The 13,429-nt window shown below is 63.9% G+C and carries 15 protein-coding genes and 1 pseudogene; 10 read left to right on the top strand and 6 right to left on the bottom strand.

Going from position 1 to position 13,429, the window contains the following annotated elements:
- Positions 1-335 precede the first annotated feature (335 nt).
- The 4 genes from OHB12_RS11705 (at position 336) to OHB12_RS11720 (ending at position 4,332) form a co-directional block, all read left to right on the top strand.
- Entirely contained in the window at positions 336-839 is a 504-nt protein-coding gene (locus tag OHB12_RS11705; RefSeq protein WP_327118888.1) for a hypothetical protein, read from the top strand.
- A gap of 4 nt (positions 840-843) precedes the next feature.
- Positions 844-1,428, top strand: coding sequence for a hypothetical protein (locus OHB12_RS11710; protein ID WP_327118889.1), 585 nt, complete (start codon positions 844-846; stop codon positions 1,426-1,428).
- A 968-nt stretch (positions 1,429-2,396) separates the two neighbouring features.
- Positions 2,397-3,308, top strand: a complete 912-nt coding sequence (locus OHB12_RS11715) for a hypothetical protein (RefSeq protein WP_327118891.1) — start codon at positions 2,397-2,399, stop codon at positions 3,306-3,308.
- Positions 3,309-3,393: 85 nt separating this feature from the next.
- The gene (locus tag OHB12_RS11720; RefSeq protein WP_327118893.1) at positions 3,394-4,332 is read left to right on the top strand and encodes a phosphotransferase; all 939 of its coding nucleotides are present in this window, start codon (positions 3,394-3,396) and stop codon (positions 4,330-4,332) included.
- Positions 4,333-4,452: 120 nt separating this feature from the next.
- On the opposite strand, the gene OHB12_RS11725 is transcribed toward OHB12_RS11720, so the two are convergent.
- From OHB12_RS11725 to OHB12_RS11740, 4 genes are all read right to left on the bottom strand, one after another.
- Positions 4,453-5,070, bottom strand: a complete 618-nt coding sequence (locus OHB12_RS11725) for an AAA family ATPase (RefSeq protein WP_327118895.1) — start codon at positions 5,068-5,070, stop codon at positions 4,453-4,455.
- A gap of 61 nt (positions 5,071-5,131) precedes the next feature.
- Entirely contained in the window at positions 5,132-5,683 is a 552-nt protein-coding gene (locus OHB12_RS11730) for an isochorismatase family cysteine hydrolase (protein ID WP_327118897.1), read from the bottom strand.
- 268 nt (positions 5,684-5,951) lie between these two features.
- Positions 5,952-6,317: a DUF397 domain-containing protein gene (locus tag OHB12_RS11735; RefSeq protein ID WP_327118899.1), complete on the bottom strand. Its 366-nt coding sequence runs from the start codon at positions 6,315-6,317 to the stop codon at positions 5,952-5,954.
- Complete coding sequence (locus OHB12_RS11740) at positions 6,314-7,183, bottom strand: helix-turn-helix domain-containing protein (RefSeq protein WP_327118901.1); 870 nt, start codon at positions 7,181-7,183, stop codon at positions 6,314-6,316. The genes OHB12_RS11735 and OHB12_RS11740 overlap by 4 nt, the downstream gene beginning before the upstream one ends.
- Before the next feature lie 221 nt (positions 7,184-7,404).
- On the opposite strand from OHB12_RS11740, the gene OHB12_RS11745 reads away from it, so the two are divergent.
- From OHB12_RS11745 to OHB12_RS11760, 4 genes are all read left to right on the top strand, one after another.
- A complete protein-coding gene (locus tag OHB12_RS11745) occupies positions 7,405-7,770 on the top strand; it encodes a hypothetical protein (RefSeq protein WP_327118903.1) in 366 nt (121 codons plus the stop codon).
- 582 nt (positions 7,771-8,352) lie between these two features.
- Positions 8,353-8,676, top strand: coding sequence for a transposase (locus OHB12_RS11750; RefSeq protein ID WP_442800016.1), 324 nt, complete (start codon positions 8,353-8,355; stop codon positions 8,674-8,676).
- 73 nt (positions 8,677-8,749) lie between these two features.
- Positions 8,750-9,598, top strand: a complete 849-nt coding sequence (locus OHB12_RS11755; protein WP_327121034.1) for an IS3 family transposase — start codon at positions 8,750-8,752, stop codon at positions 9,596-9,598.
- 90 nt (positions 9,599-9,688) lie between these two features.
- On the top strand, positions 9,689-9,850 hold the full coding sequence (locus tag OHB12_RS11760) for a hypothetical protein (protein WP_327118905.1): 162 nt from the start codon (positions 9,689-9,691) through the stop codon (positions 9,848-9,850).
- A gap of 1,290 nt (positions 9,851-11,140) precedes the next feature.
- Here OHB12_RS11760 and OHB12_RS11765 read toward each other — a convergent pair.
- Positions 11,141-11,266 (bottom strand): annotated as a pseudogene (locus tag OHB12_RS11765) (integrase); the annotation flags it as partial.
- Between the two features lie 200 nt (positions 11,267-11,466).
- Between OHB12_RS11765 and OHB12_RS11770 the strand changes: the two are divergent.
- Positions 11,467-11,787, top strand: a complete 321-nt coding sequence (locus OHB12_RS11770; protein ID WP_327118907.1) for a hypothetical protein — start codon at positions 11,467-11,469, stop codon at positions 11,785-11,787.
- A gap of 174 nt (positions 11,788-11,961) precedes the next feature.
- The gene (locus OHB12_RS11775; protein WP_327118909.1) at positions 11,962-12,861 is read left to right on the top strand and encodes a tyrosine-type recombinase/integrase; all 900 of its coding nucleotides are present in this window, start codon (positions 11,962-11,964) and stop codon (positions 12,859-12,861) included.
- A gap of 123 nt (positions 12,862-12,984) precedes the next feature.
- Here OHB12_RS11775 and OHB12_RS11780 read toward each other — a convergent pair whose 3' ends face one another.
- A complete protein-coding gene (locus OHB12_RS11780) occupies positions 12,985-13,416 on the bottom strand; it encodes a hypothetical protein (RefSeq protein ID WP_327118911.1) in 432 nt (143 codons plus the stop codon).
- Positions 13,417-13,429 lie beyond the last annotated feature (13 nt).

The following is a 13,429-nucleotide window of genomic DNA, read 5'->3' on the forward strand; positions in this document are numbered from 1 at the left end:
GTTCTGCGCGGCGCCGGACCGAGACAACTGGCCCTCCCACGTCAACACCACCATGTGCTGGGTCACCTACGCCCGCCGAGACTGGGTCGACTACCTTGCTATTCGAGCCGCCGAACAGAAAACAAGCCATGACCAGTGATGCAGGAAAAAGCCGTACGATCAGCAGTATCCGCAGCTACTTTGCTCCAAGAGTCGAACTCGGCACTACGCCGGCCGGGCTGGTTCGGCGGAAAGATGACGCTCCGCCTGTATTTCGAAGCCATGGTGTTCGTCGACGGCTGTGAGCAGCTCGGGTCCAGCCAGACCCGCACGCAGACTCGATGATTGGCAGGCCAGTGAAGTACGTCAACCTCTCCGCCACCATCGGCGAGATCGACGGCGTGATCAGCCCGCGGGAGTACCTCGACCGGCTGCCCGAGCTCTGTGCGGCGCTGCCCGAGGGCGCTGCGGCCTACGCTGCAGAACCCGGCCACTACGACTTCAGCAACGCGCGGTGTGTCCATGATCTGAAGCTGGACCAGCTCTTGTCCGGTGAGGACGATGACGGCGCATGGATGCAGCTCGGATTGCGACACAACTGCTGGAAGCACGAGGAAGACCTGACCATCCGCTACGCGGGCGTGGTCAGCTTCACGCTGCAGATCGCATCAGATATGCCTCGCGTGACCCGACTTGGTGAGGTCATCCTGGACGAGGTGCTGCCGCACCCGGACGGATGCGCCCACGAGATTGCCTGCCACACCGGGTCCATCAGTATCGTATGCCGCGATCTCTCTGCAACATGGGTCGAGGCCGACTGTCCGGACAAACCGTTAAAGACTGATCTCGAAAGGGGATAGCGCGATGGAGCCCGGCTACGCCCTTGCCGGCTATCGGGTAGCCACGCGCGCTGATCGGCAGGACTGGCAGGACGCTAGCCTTCCCAGTACTGGCCTGGTGTCGCTGAGCGACTGCGTGGTCGACCTGACGCCAGTCGACCCCAATGGCTGGGACGACTGGTTCGCCAGCCCTCATGAAGCGGAGGCGGCGCGCGACCAGGCCGGCAAGCCGGGCTTACACGTGCTCGCGGTCGGATTCGCCACAGCAGATGTTCCCGGCCTACTGTCCGATATCGCCGACGGCGGCTGGGACACAGCAGCGGGCAGCCTCCCAGAACGGCTCGCCAACCACGAGAGGTTCCCGCGCATCACCGCACAGCGGCTGGGCTTCGAACTGGTCGGCTTCGACAGCGGACGCTGGCACACCTGGACCTGTCTGGGAGGCCTCGTCGCCGACGTCCACCGGGCCACCGGAGTCCAGCCGGGACAGCGGGGACTGATCCCCGACGAGCAGAGCGCGCGCCGGGCCGCTCAATGGCTCAACGACTCAGGCCTCGGCAACCCCAAAGTCTTCTTCTGGGCGGCCGCGCTCCTCGCGGACGTCGCGTGAGAGTCGAACCACCGGCGGCAACTCCATCACCGCTCACGCCTGATCAGGCGGTGAGCCGGCGAGTAATCCGCCATGCCCAAAACCGACATCAGGGCAGACTCCGACCATGACCGAAGTGAACTCATGCCCCTGGGAACGAAGACACCCCGACTCGGGGTCTACTGAACACAACGCCCCAGCCGCTACCTGACGATCGACGGCAAGCCCGCCTACCGGATCGCCTACTCTTGCGGCACCTGCGGGCTCATCCTTCGCCGCCAACCCGGAACAACCGAAAGCACGCCCCCCGAAAAAGGTCTCAGTGGCGTCGTGCGCCAGTGGGTGCCGTGGGAAGCGATCCAGCCCGAATGAGTATCGGCTCCTGCGGACATGCTGGATGTGTGACTGAGTGGTTATCGGTCGAGGTCGCCGAGGCCGCGGCGACTATCCGCTGCAAGGTTCGTTCGACTGATGCGACATCGTGGCCAGTGAGTGCCGCCGGCTTTGTCGACCGGCCATGGCCCACCACCGTGCTCCTGGACCGCGTGTCGGATCGCCCGGAAAGTTGCCAGGCCATAGGCCTCGCTAGGCGAGCGGTCCAAATGCATCGAGTGTCTGGTCTGTCGGCTCCGGCTCAATACTGACCCTCGTGCTCCATGCCACGCGGTGATCAGTTTTCACCCTGCCGCCGGCAAGGTCGGGGTCACCGCCGCGGTGACGCTGACCGGCCCTGTGCTTGCTGACCGGCCGTTGGTGTCGGAGGCCGGGCATATCGTGTTGTGATGGCGCTGATTTCGATGCTTCCGCATGCCCCTTGTCGAATGCGAGGTTGGTCATCGACGACGATCGGGCCAGGACTCCGCCTGCGGGAGGACCGTCCTCCGATGGCCACAAATGTGTCACGGCGCTTATCTGTCCGGGTGTGAGCCGGGCCGAGCGATCGTGGCGGACGTACCCGGAATAGACCAACGAGAAGGGGGCGGTGTCCGATGCGGGTCGACGATGCCGATGATCGGCTGCGCAAGGCGATGCTGTTCACCGCTGCCGACGAATACGGCTACAGCTGCCATGATGCTGGTGCTGACGACGTTCTTGTATCCGGGCCTGACGGCGAAGCCACCATCTCCCTGACCCACCTGCGGCGGCTCGCGGCGCCCGAGCCACTCGACGAGTGGTTCGGGCTGATCAGAGACCACGTGAGCACCGTCATCGCGACCCTGGCCGTGGAGCGGCAATCGCCCGTGGATGTCACCGACTTCCCGCCGATGCGCGCACTGATCAGGACCAGGGTGTATCCCGACAGCGGCAACGAGGGCGACCTGGTGTGCCGGGCGATCGCGCCCGGACTGGTCCAACGCCTGCTCATCGACCGGGTCCACACCGTCGCACCCGTCCAACGCAGCTGGATCCAGCATTGGCCGACCACCGAAGCCGAACTGTTTTGCCTCGCCGAGGACAACGTCCGCGCCGACGGTGGTGTGGACCTCGACACCATGCCATTGGACGGCGTTCCTATGGCAGAGGGGCTGCCGATCACCAGATTGATCGGGCCTGAGTACCTCACCGCGCACATTCGGTGGCTGGACGCCTATCCGGTCGTCGGGCCGGCCGGTGCGCTCGTCGTCGTTCCGTCCAAGAGGGTGATGTTCTGCTATCCGATCACCGACCTCGACGTGCTGCGTGCGGCCGCGGTCCTGGCGCGGCTCGGCCACATTGCCCACACCGACGAGCCGTGGCCGGTCAGCCCGTGGCTGTACCGATGGCATAACGGCTCCCTCGACCTGGCTGCCCGCACCATTCCCACCGACGACGGGTTGGGCATCCTCCCGAGCGAAGCCTTCGAAGACCTCATCAACACCCTCGACACACCACCCGGTCCCGGGCCAGGAAACGACGCCTGACAACTCACCTCAGGAGTAGCCGCGCCTCACCACGCATCTCGAAAACGATTGGAGATACGCGGCGCTGAAGTAGCACGATGGTGCGGTGGTCGGGCCAGAGGAAACCGCGAATCGGATCGTATGGAACGATCTGCCGCAATCGGTGCGCGACGCGATCGAGCGCCGCCTGGGCAGTCGGGTCCACTCAGCGCTCAGCCAGTCGGGTGGGTTCAGCCACGGAATGGCGGCGCGGTTGGAATTGCGCGACGGCGGAAAGGTTTTCGCGAAGGCCATCAACAGCGACGACTCCCTCGCCGGGATGTACCGCACCGAGTCCGAGACTGCGGCTCGGCTGCCACCCACTGTCCCGACACCGTCGGTGCAATGCACCATCGACACCCAGGGATGGCTGATCACAATCTTCGAGGACGTCGACGGACGGCACCCTCGACTCGATCAACCGGCCGAGCTGACTGCCGTCCTCGCCACCGTTGAGCAGTTGGCTCAGACGTTGACTCCCAGCCCTGTGCCCGATGTGCCCACGATCGCCGACAGCTACGGACCGAAGCTGAACTGCTGGCGGCGGTACGCCGAGCACGCTCCGCCCGCCGGTCTCGATACCTGGTCGCTGCGCAATCTGGACCGGCTGGCCGAGCTGGAATCGACCTGGCCGCGACTCGCCGCCGGGGAAACGCTGCTGCACACCGATCTTCGCCCGGACAACATGCTGCTAAGCGCCGACGGCACAGTGTCCGTGCTCGACTGGGCGTGGTCGTGTCGCGGCGCGGCCTGGATCGAACTCGTCTCGTTGGCACCATCGATCGCCGCCAGCGGGACAGACCCCGACCCGATCCTTGCCCGACATCCCGTGACCCGCAGCGCCGATCCGGTGGCCATCGATGCGTTCGTCTGTGCGCTGGTCGGCTATTGGGAGCGCAACAGCCGCCTCCCTGCACCTCCACGCTCGCCGAAACTTCGCTACCACCAAGCACAGTCGGCGCGAGTGTCGCGACGATGGCTGAATCGACGACTGGAGTGGCCGTAGAAGCCGCGTACCCGTGGAGGACTTGCCATCATGGAATCCGATATCGACGGGACCCTCCACCAACAGCTCAGCATCGCTGCTCGCATGGCCGGGAGGTTCATCGTCACCTGAGATCGCGGCTTAGTTGTCGATGACGATGTCGACGACGGCATGTGCGAGTTCGCGTATTCCGCTATCGAGCACGCCGGACTCATAGGCAGCCCAGTCGGCGAGTTTCGGGTCGTCGCGTTCGGCGCCGCGGCTGATCATCCGGGTACGAATCTGCGGTGTTGGAGTGTTCAGCCAGACCGTGGTCAATGGCACCGCGGTGGTCAGGCCGGAACGGGTGCGCAGGTGCTCCGCGAGCGGCATCCGTTGGGGCGCTGCCTGACGTATCGCTTCGAGGAACGGGGCATCGAGCACGACCGGGTGCCGGGCCGCGACGATCATTCCTGTGCGAATGAGGCTGTCATAGATATGTGGTCCGACCACGGCTTTATAGGTATCGCTGTCACGGTCGTAGGGGTCTCCGGTCAGTTCCCTCATCACCGCCTGCTCCAAACCGGGGGCCAAACCGTCTTTGTCCAACACAGTCGCGCCGACCAGACCGGCTACATAGGTTGCGGCCGTAGACTTTCCTGAGGCCGGGAACCCGCACAGTACTAAAGCACCCGTGAGCTCGGCGGCACACTTGTTCAACGCGATCTTCACTGCCTCGGGCAATACTGCGGTCCGCTGTCGATCCAATTCGGATGGCACGGCTATCACTCCACCACAGCGATCATCCAGGTGGGCGGAAATCGCTGGCCCTTCCCGATTCTCACGCTGCGAGTATGCCGATCACCGACAACGCTTGGACGCTGTCTATGAGTTGCCCCGCTCCCAGGAGACGCGACATATGCATCAACGCCGAGTCGTGAACCTGCTGCGGCGGGTGTCGGCTGGCGCTAGAGGCACAGGCATCAGTGATCACCCAGGGTGTCAGCCCGGCCTCGAATAGGTCGAGTGCCGTCTTCAAAATACAAGCGTCGGTGGCGATTCCACACAGGTGGACATCAGTAACACCCAAGGTGGCAATCAAGTCCGCAGCCTCGGCAGTGAAAGCCGTGTAGGTGGTCTTGTCGAGCAGATGAGTTCGTGGGCCATGAGAGCGGGGCTCGAGTTCAGCGACGATGTCAGTGTCCGGGGCGTCCATCAACCCGCTCCACCCGACGAGTCGCTCGAACGGGGAGCCGCGGTAATTGAAATAGCGTGTGAACACCACCGGCGCATCGGTCTGCGACCACCGATCAACCAGCCGGGCAACGACAGGGACAACATGCGCTGAAGACGGAGTGATGAAGCCATTCTGGACATCCACCACCATCAACATCGGCAGCCGCCCCGACCCGGCAGCCGCACACTGATCGGTCGTCAGTGAACCCACCTCTCCCCCGAGTCACCCGATATGTCAACGAGAACAAGCGTATCCGCCGCCCGCGCCAGTCGGCGGAAATGCTTCGTCAAGGTGTCGGTGGTGAGTGTGGTCGACACGTACAGCCGCGTGCGCGCCGACGAAGCAGTGCTCGTCGGTCGGTACCTCGGCGGCGTCGAATCTCGACTAACGCGCCATTCCCAGTCGGGCTAAACGTGAGTCTCGGTTAGGGGAGATCGAACTGGCCGTCGATGACACCTTTGGCGAAGGCGTCCACTTCGTCGGGGGTGTAGTTCAGGTCGGTGTCAGGTCCGATGAAGGTTGCTGCGCCATCGGCGTGGATTGTGACCGTCAGGGCGTTGCCCACCTTGAAGGAGGTCATGCTCACAGCGCGGTTGCAGACTTCAGGCCACAGGCCAGCAGGTATTTCGATCTGGGGCTGGGTCTCACTGGTGTTGGCGGGGTTCCGGCGAAACTTGGTGTCGCGAACGAGGACCTTGTCGCCGTCGATTTTGACCTCGACGCACGCGCCACCGTTGTTGCCGCTGAAGGTACTGGTCTTCCACTCGTCCAGGCGGGTATTGGTGGTCATTTTCGCTCCATGTTCTTGATCTTCGCGATGCGACTCTGAATTGCGTTGGCGGTGTCGTCCGTCGAGAGCGCCTTGCTGATGAGTCGGTCCGCGGTCAGTGTGTACAAGTCTACGTCGCTGCGTTCTTGCAGATAGAGAGCGCCGGTGTGGTACTCGACGTAGGCGATCCCGCGGGCTTCGGTGAAGTTCAGCAGGATGAACGAGCCGGGCAGCCCTTCATGGTTGCCAGTCGCTGTTGGGATGATGTGCAGGTCGACGTTAGGCAAGCTCATCAGCTCGAGCAGGTGTTCCAGCTGCTCGATCATCACCGTTGGGCTGCCGATCATCCGGTCCAGAACCGATTCTTCTACGACGGCGCTCGTCTGGACGGGCTTGTCGGTGCTGATGATCCGTTGGCGATCGATCCTGGCTCGGGCGGTTTGGGCGATGTCTCTTGCTGGGATATGGAGACTATCCTCCAGGACTGCGGTGGCGTAGGCGAGTGTTTGCAACTGACCCGGCAGAAAGCTGTTGGTGTACTCGAACAGCCGCTTGGCCAGCTTTTCGAGACCGACATACAGCTTGAACCAGTCTGGCCACACGTCGTCGTTTCGGGTGGATAGGACACCGTGGTCAGCGCGGACCGCGAGCGATACCACCCATTCGACGTCCTCGGCCGGGGCTTTGTAGAGCCGCATCAACTGTGCGACATGGTCGGCGCCTTGAGCGGTCTCGCCGCTCTCCATATAGCTCAACTTGCCCGACGTGAAGCCGATGTGCTTTGCCGCCGCTTGTTGCGTGACCCTCGCCGTGGTTCTCGCTGTCTTGAGGGCGCTCCCGACGAGGAACCGCAAGGCCGAGGCGTCTGGAAGCTCGTCGTCGTGCATCTGTCCCTATCCTTACGCCGCCGATGCCTTCGCCCAAACTACAGCATCGCATTCCTGCCGAAGTCTAGCGCCAAACTTGAATTTAAGTTTAAATCCACATATGAGATCAACCCTAAGTCGATCTTTTGAGGTGACCAGTCCGGAGGCAGGTTCTGATGGCGGTGCAGGTAGTTGGCGGGTCGCTGATGACCAGTGATCACACAGGGCATCAAGCGAGAAGCGTGGGCGCCGGCGGTTGGGTGGTGTCGTTCATGCCGGGCCGGACGCTGACGATCGAGCAGGCAACAGCAGCGATGCAGGCCGCCGAAGTGGTCGCGGCCTTCGCGCGGCAGCTGGCTGACGAGTTGACAGCGATTCGGGCATACGCCGTACCACTGGGCCTGACGGCGCTCGAGTTAGTAGGCATGGCGGCAGGCACATGCGCCCGGGACGAAATCGTCGATATCCGAGAATGCGCAGGTCGCCTGGGACTCGCAGCGCTGGAGTTGACTGGCATGACTGCGAGTCCCTACCCGTCGCCTCCCCCTGAGCGGGCTCGACGAGTGCTGCCGCGTGTCTGGCTGATGTCGCGAGGTGAGACACGGTGAAGCATCGTCAGGCGTTGCCGCTTGGGTCGCGAATCGCTGGCTTCAGCGCGGGTGCGAAGCAGGGGCGCCGCGAATTTGCCGAGCAGGCGTGGCAGCCGATCCCACGGGTCCTGATGGCCGGACTCGCGGATAGCCGTCACGCGAAAGGCGGTCGGTGATGTTCGAGATGTGTCACGGGCCGCGTGAGGTGGCGTATAGGTACAGCGTTCTCGGGTTCCCCGTCGAGCTGACGTCTGGTCGGGCGTCGTTTGTGACCACGCCGAATCTGGGGGCGATAGCGATGGCCCCGGAGTTGGGGCGGAGGGCGCGGATGGCGGTCGGTGAGGACCTGACAGTGCCGATCATTACGCACTCGAGAGCTGGCCCAGAGTGGGTGTTCTTGGTCGGGCCGAGCCGGGGCCGAGGACTGGGTGAGCGTTCTCGCACCGTGTTGGCGAAGCAGGGTGTTCGGGTCCTGGATACCGGCAGCAGGGTGTGGCTTCCGATGTCGGACTCTCCGACGGGTTGGCACTGTGAGGTTCACCCCTGGAAGTGGACACCGAGTTAGCAGGATCGATGGTTCTGCTGGTAAGGATGTCCGTTATGCCTCCTCGCAAGCGTCGGTCGTTCACGGCCGAGTACAAGGTCGAGGCTGCTCATCGGGTGATCGATTCCGGTCGCTCGATCGCCGTGGTCGCTCGTGAACTCGGTATTCACGAGACCGTGCTCAGTACCTGGGTCAAAGACGAGCGGCGCCGGATCGCCGCGGCCGAGGTCGGCGGTGAGAAACCTCTGGACGCGGCCGAGCGAGCCGAGTTGCTGCGTTTACGCAGGCAAGTCGGCGAGCTGGAGAAGGACAATGCGTTCTTGGCAAAAGCTTCGGCGTACTTCGCCGCGATGCAGACCAACCGGCCCGGTTCGATCTGATGGTGAAGTACGCCGGCCCCGATGACATCGCCGAGACCGCGGGCACCAGCGCCCCGAGGGGCAACGATTCTCGATCCGTCGTATGGCGCGCCTGCTGGGAGTGTCGGCGTCGGGTTACTACGCGTATGTGAAACGTTGCACGGCAACGGTTTCGACGCCACGTCAGCGGCGTCGTGCCGATCTGACGGTGAAGATCCTCGACGTCCACGCCGAGTCCGACGGTACCTACGGCTCTCCGCGGATCACTGCCGAGCTACGCGCACGTGGCGAGGTGGTCAGTGCCAAGACCGTCGCGGCGATCATGGCCCGGATCGGGATCGAGGGCATCAGCCCACGCACGTTCAAGGCCCGCACCACGATCACCGATCCTGCCGCGTCGTTCCCGCCGGACCTGGTACGCCGCAACTTCGATCAAGGCCGCCCCGACGCGGTCTGGACGACCGATTTCACATATCTGACCTGCGGACAGGGCGACATGTACTTGTGCGCCATCCGTGACGGACATACCCGCCGCGTGCTCGCCCACGTCGTGGCCGATCACATCGGCGCCGACGTGGTGTGCCGAGCCATCGACCAGGCCGTAGCAGTGCGTGGGCATCCGGTGGAAGGGACCGTGCTGCATTCCGATCGTGGGGGCGAGTTCACCGCGGCGATGACAGTCAACGCCTGCCACCGCCACCAGCTGAAACGGTCGATGGGCGATACCGGAATATGTTGGGACAACAGTCCCGCCGAATCGCTCTGGTCGACCTACAAACACGAGTCGTACTACCGCCACGTCTACGCCACCAAGACCGAACTCGTTGCTGCGGTTGACAATTGGATCAACAAGTACAACCATGATCGACGGCACTCCGCCCTCGGGATGCTCAGCCCCCTACGCTACGAGCAATTCCTGACAGACGCAGCAAAAGCTGCTTGAACCCCTGTCCACTATTTGGGGTGAACCTCAGGGAGCGGCATTGGCTGCACGTCGAACCACTACCCGGCTACGCCTACGACCCTCAACCCCATGGAAATGGTCTGGGGCAACATCAAATCCAGCGAACTGGCCAACCTGTGCCCCGACACCATCGACGAAGCCCACACCGCCGCCGAGACCGGACTCGAACGCGTCGGCACCAGCTACGAGCTGTGCTTCAACTTCCTCGACCACACTGGACTCTCCTTATGACCACAACTCACCCAATAACCGAAAGATCTTAATAAACCGAAACCCCCAGTAGCCGCTGGAGATTTCACACCAGACAACACGAAGGCTGTCCATGACTGGCACCTCCGGGGGGAACCCTGCCCAAACCATGATTCAACCGACACCACCATGTCGTCCGCGTGCTCGCACGAGCCTCCCAACAGAGACGTCGAAGGTGATCGATCCGCTCCTGTAGTGGAAACCGGTGACGAGCAGTTGGCGACCGCGCGACGCATTGTTCGCGACGCTGGAACCCTTGCTCGCTGCCCGACGTTCCATGCGGTTGTGGAACCCGACAACAGTGCCGCCGCGGTTCGCTGACCGCGCGCAATCCTTGACCGCAAGCTGCCCGATCAGCCTGCGGCAGTGCCGATATATCTCCACGGTCGGACCCGGCTGCTGGTATTGGACTTCGATGCCAAACACGGCCACAGCCCCGCCGCCGTCGACCGCGACGTCGAGCACTGCTTGACCCTGCTGCACGCCTGCGGCGCCCGCACAGTTGCTGATCGCTCCACCAGCGGCGGCCGCCACCCTCTGGCAGACCCTGCGCGAAATCCGGGAACTCCCCGGCGCCCCGGTCCTGCGTATACGAGCCGCCACCGGCCACCTCGCCGACCGCTACGCCCTCACCACCCCCACCATCAACGACTCCCCCATCACCACCAGCCGCGCGCGGACCGCGCGCACCCGCATCGAACCCGTCCATCCCGCCTGGCGCGTCATCGGCCTGCAATGCCGACGCCTCTACGAAACCATCATCGACGAAACAACCAACCCCGCCGACGCATTCACCGCCGTAGGACTGGGCCGCACCGCGGGCTACACCGCCCTGGCCATACTCACCACCACCGGACTCATCCACCACACCCGCAACACCGTGCGCGCGGGAACCACGACACTGGACCACATCGCGCGCGCCCACGACCTACCAACCCGACAACAAGAGACCATCGCGCGCCACCGACACGAACGAGCACGCTGGGCAGACTGGCTCATCGCGCACAACCGCCTACCATCGCGCGCACCCATATCGATCGTCTGCCCGCCACCGCGCGCGACACAGGTCAGCACACAATCCGCCGGTCATCGACACCACACCGAACGAGGCCGATATCAGCGCATCGACACAAATGCGCGCGCCAGGTACGCGACACCGCATACGATCCGCCCGGCACCCAGACCAACGTGCGCTCAACCTCGACCACATCACGCGCACCCCAATCCGGTCCGGACTGTCGGCATGTTCTACCACCCGGTATTGGCCACCCTGCCCTCGGCGACCGCCGGGCCGACGTATTTGCGGATCGTCTTACGGTCGATCCCCAGCGACGCGGCCATCTCGCGCTGCCCGCGACCGGCCTGCCAGTGGGTGTAGAGCTCGACAAGATCGAACATCGAGAAACTCCTCCTCGCCATCTCACCGCCCCTTCTCGCCCGGAACAACCCGTCGAGAAGAAGCGAACCTATGTGCGAGGCCCGCCCCCGGCAGACACACCGCCAAGGTGGAGGAATTACGTGACAGCCGGTGGAAGAATTACGTGACGGTCGGGTGGAGGAAAACCATGACGGAAACCGCCCTCACCTGAGGGAATTACATGACCGCTGACAATCGGCACCCGATCGAGGATCAGCCCGTCTGCGGTGACTGTGTGCCGCAGCTGTCGCGGTGCGGTCACTGCCGCGAGTTCGCCATCGCGCTGACCGACACCGCGGACGAACGGCGACTGTGCGCGCGGTGTGTGGCCGGATGGCTGCCATGCGTGTCCTGCACGGGCGTGACAGACCCGCGGGTACGCACCGACACCGACGAGGCGGTGTGCCTGCGGTGCGCGGCGGTGTTCTTCGACATCTGCTTCCAGTGCAGCCGCTACAGTGCCGCCACCCGCTATGTCTCGGGGGTCGAGGAACATGTTTGAGAAATCCGGCGTTTAGCGGTTACCGCATATAGCCGCCTACTATGTGCGGTAACTACGGAGTCCTCCTGGCGCTATATGTCCGATGCGCGGGGGCGACCCGGGAAACTATGTGCGATAGCGGTGGAGGTCGGTGGGATGGGTCGGATCCGGAGGCTTCCGAGGTCGGCGGGTGGTGTGCGACTGGCGGATGCGGTGCGGATCTATTTGGCGACGATCACGGTGCCCAACACCCGCCTGACGTACGCGGCGGCGCTGGATCGGTTGGTCGCGGATTTCGGGGCGGATACGGATGTGGCACTGTTGGATGCGGAGCCCGATCGGGTCAGTGGCTGGTTCACGTTCGTGTGGGGTGGCAAGTCGGCGAAGACGTTCAACATCCGGTTGACCGCGCTGGTATCGGCGTGCGGGTATTGGCGGGAGCAGGACTGGCTGGCCGGTGACCCGCTGGTGCGGCTGCGAGCGCGGCCCGCGCCGCCGGACACCAGTAAGGCGTTGAGCCGGGACCGGGTCACGGAGATTTTGGGATCGGATGCGCCGCTGCGGGAGCGGGTGTTGTGGCACATGCTCTACGAGTCCTCGGCTCGCGCCGAGGAGGTGCTGATGCTGGATGTGCCCGATCTCGATACGGTGAATCGGTGCGCGGTGGTGATGCGCAAGGGCGGGGCACGTGAGGTCATCGCGTGGCAGACCGGCACCGCCCGGTTGTTGCCTCGGATGCTGGCCGGCCGCAAACTCGGTCCGTTGTTTCTCACCGACCGCAAGGCTCGCCCAGCGGCGGCGACCAACGATGTGGACCCGGTGACCGGGCGGGCGCGGTTGTCCTACCGGCGCGCGGCGGAGCTGTTCGAGGCTCACACAGAGCGTTTCGATGACGGCCCGTACACGCTGCACCAGCTGCGGCATTCCCGGTTGACTCACGCGGCCGAGGAAGGTGCGTCGACGCCGGTGCTGATGAAATTGTCGGGGCATACCTCGGTGCGCAGCCTCGCGAAATACGCGAGGGTGTCCGACGAAGGGCTACGGCGCTATCAGGCAGACAGCGATCCGGCCGCGCGTCGCAGGTCGGGTCGCTGATCCTGTCCGGGTTTCGTTCTGACCTGGCCGATGAGCAGGTCGGCGGCGGGTGTTCGCGGCGGCCCGTCGTTGGGGTGAGGTCATCGTCTCGCAGAGGGCGAACCTGTTACGGCAATCAAACGTTCAGAGGGAACCGCATGTTTTGCTGGGTTCGGCCCGGTCGAACACGTCCACAGTCGTCCCGGGATGGGTGTCGTCGAGCCTCACCCGAGCATCGAACCCTCCTGATAGCAGGATCTCGTGGATCGCAGTGGCCATGATGCGGCGGACTTGGTCGCGGTAGCCGTGGCGCGAGGAGGATGAGAACAGTTCATCCAGTCGTTCCTGCACAGGCCGGTGATCCTCGGATGGCGAGAGCAAACTCTCCATCGACTGCTTCGCTTCGTCTTGAAGGTCTCCGGAGACAACCCACGCCACCGAGACGTGAGGTGTGTCGTCGAACTCCGCGCCGAGCACAATTCCTCCTGCGTCGCACTCCGGTTCGCGATCCAGGAACGGCAGGCCAACTTTCCGCAGTTCCTGGGCGACCAGCTTTGCCAGTTCAGAGCTTTCCATCAGGCAATGGTGG

The organism is Nocardia sp. NBC_01730 (assembly GCF_035920445.1).
Lineage (GTDB): Bacteria > Actinomycetota > Actinomycetes > Mycobacteriales > Mycobacteriaceae > Nocardia.

What these genes read in the sequence shown, in the direction of transcription:
- OHB12_RS11710 (WP_327118889.1), top strand. Translation starts at nt 844, where the DNA reads ATGGAGCCCGGCTACGCCCTTGCCGGCTATCGGGTAGCCACGCGCGCT.
- OHB12_RS11715 (WP_327118891.1), top strand. Translation starts at nt 2,397, where the DNA reads ATGCGGGTCGACGATGCCGATGATCGGCTGCGCAAGGCGATGCTGTTC.
- OHB12_RS11730 (WP_327118897.1), bottom strand. Translation starts at nt 5,683, where the DNA reads ATGTTGATGGTGGTGGATGTCCAGAATGGCTTCATCACTCCGTCTTCA.
- OHB12_RS11735 (WP_327118899.1), bottom strand. Translation starts at nt 6,317, where the DNA reads ATGACCACCAATACCCGCCTGGACGAGTGGAAGACCAGTACCTTCAGC.
- OHB12_RS11740 (WP_327118901.1), bottom strand. Translation starts at nt 7,183, where the DNA reads ATGCACGACGACGAGCTTCCAGACGCCTCGGCCTTGCGGTTCCTCGTC.
- OHB12_RS11750 (WP_442800016.1), top strand. Translation starts at nt 8,353, where the DNA reads ATGCCTCCTCGCAAGCGTCGGTCGTTCACGGCCGAGTACAAGGTCGAG.
- OHB12_RS11760 (WP_327118905.1), top strand. Translation starts at nt 9,689, where the DNA reads ATGGAAATGGTCTGGGGCAACATCAAATCCAGCGAACTGGCCAACCTG.
- OHB12_RS11770 (WP_327118907.1), top strand. Translation starts at nt 11,467, where the DNA reads ATGACCGCTGACAATCGGCACCCGATCGAGGATCAGCCCGTCTGCGGT.
- OHB12_RS11780 (WP_327118911.1), bottom strand. Translation starts at nt 13,416, where the DNA reads ATGGAAAGCTCTGAACTGGCAAAGCTGGTCGCCCAGGAACTGCGGAAA.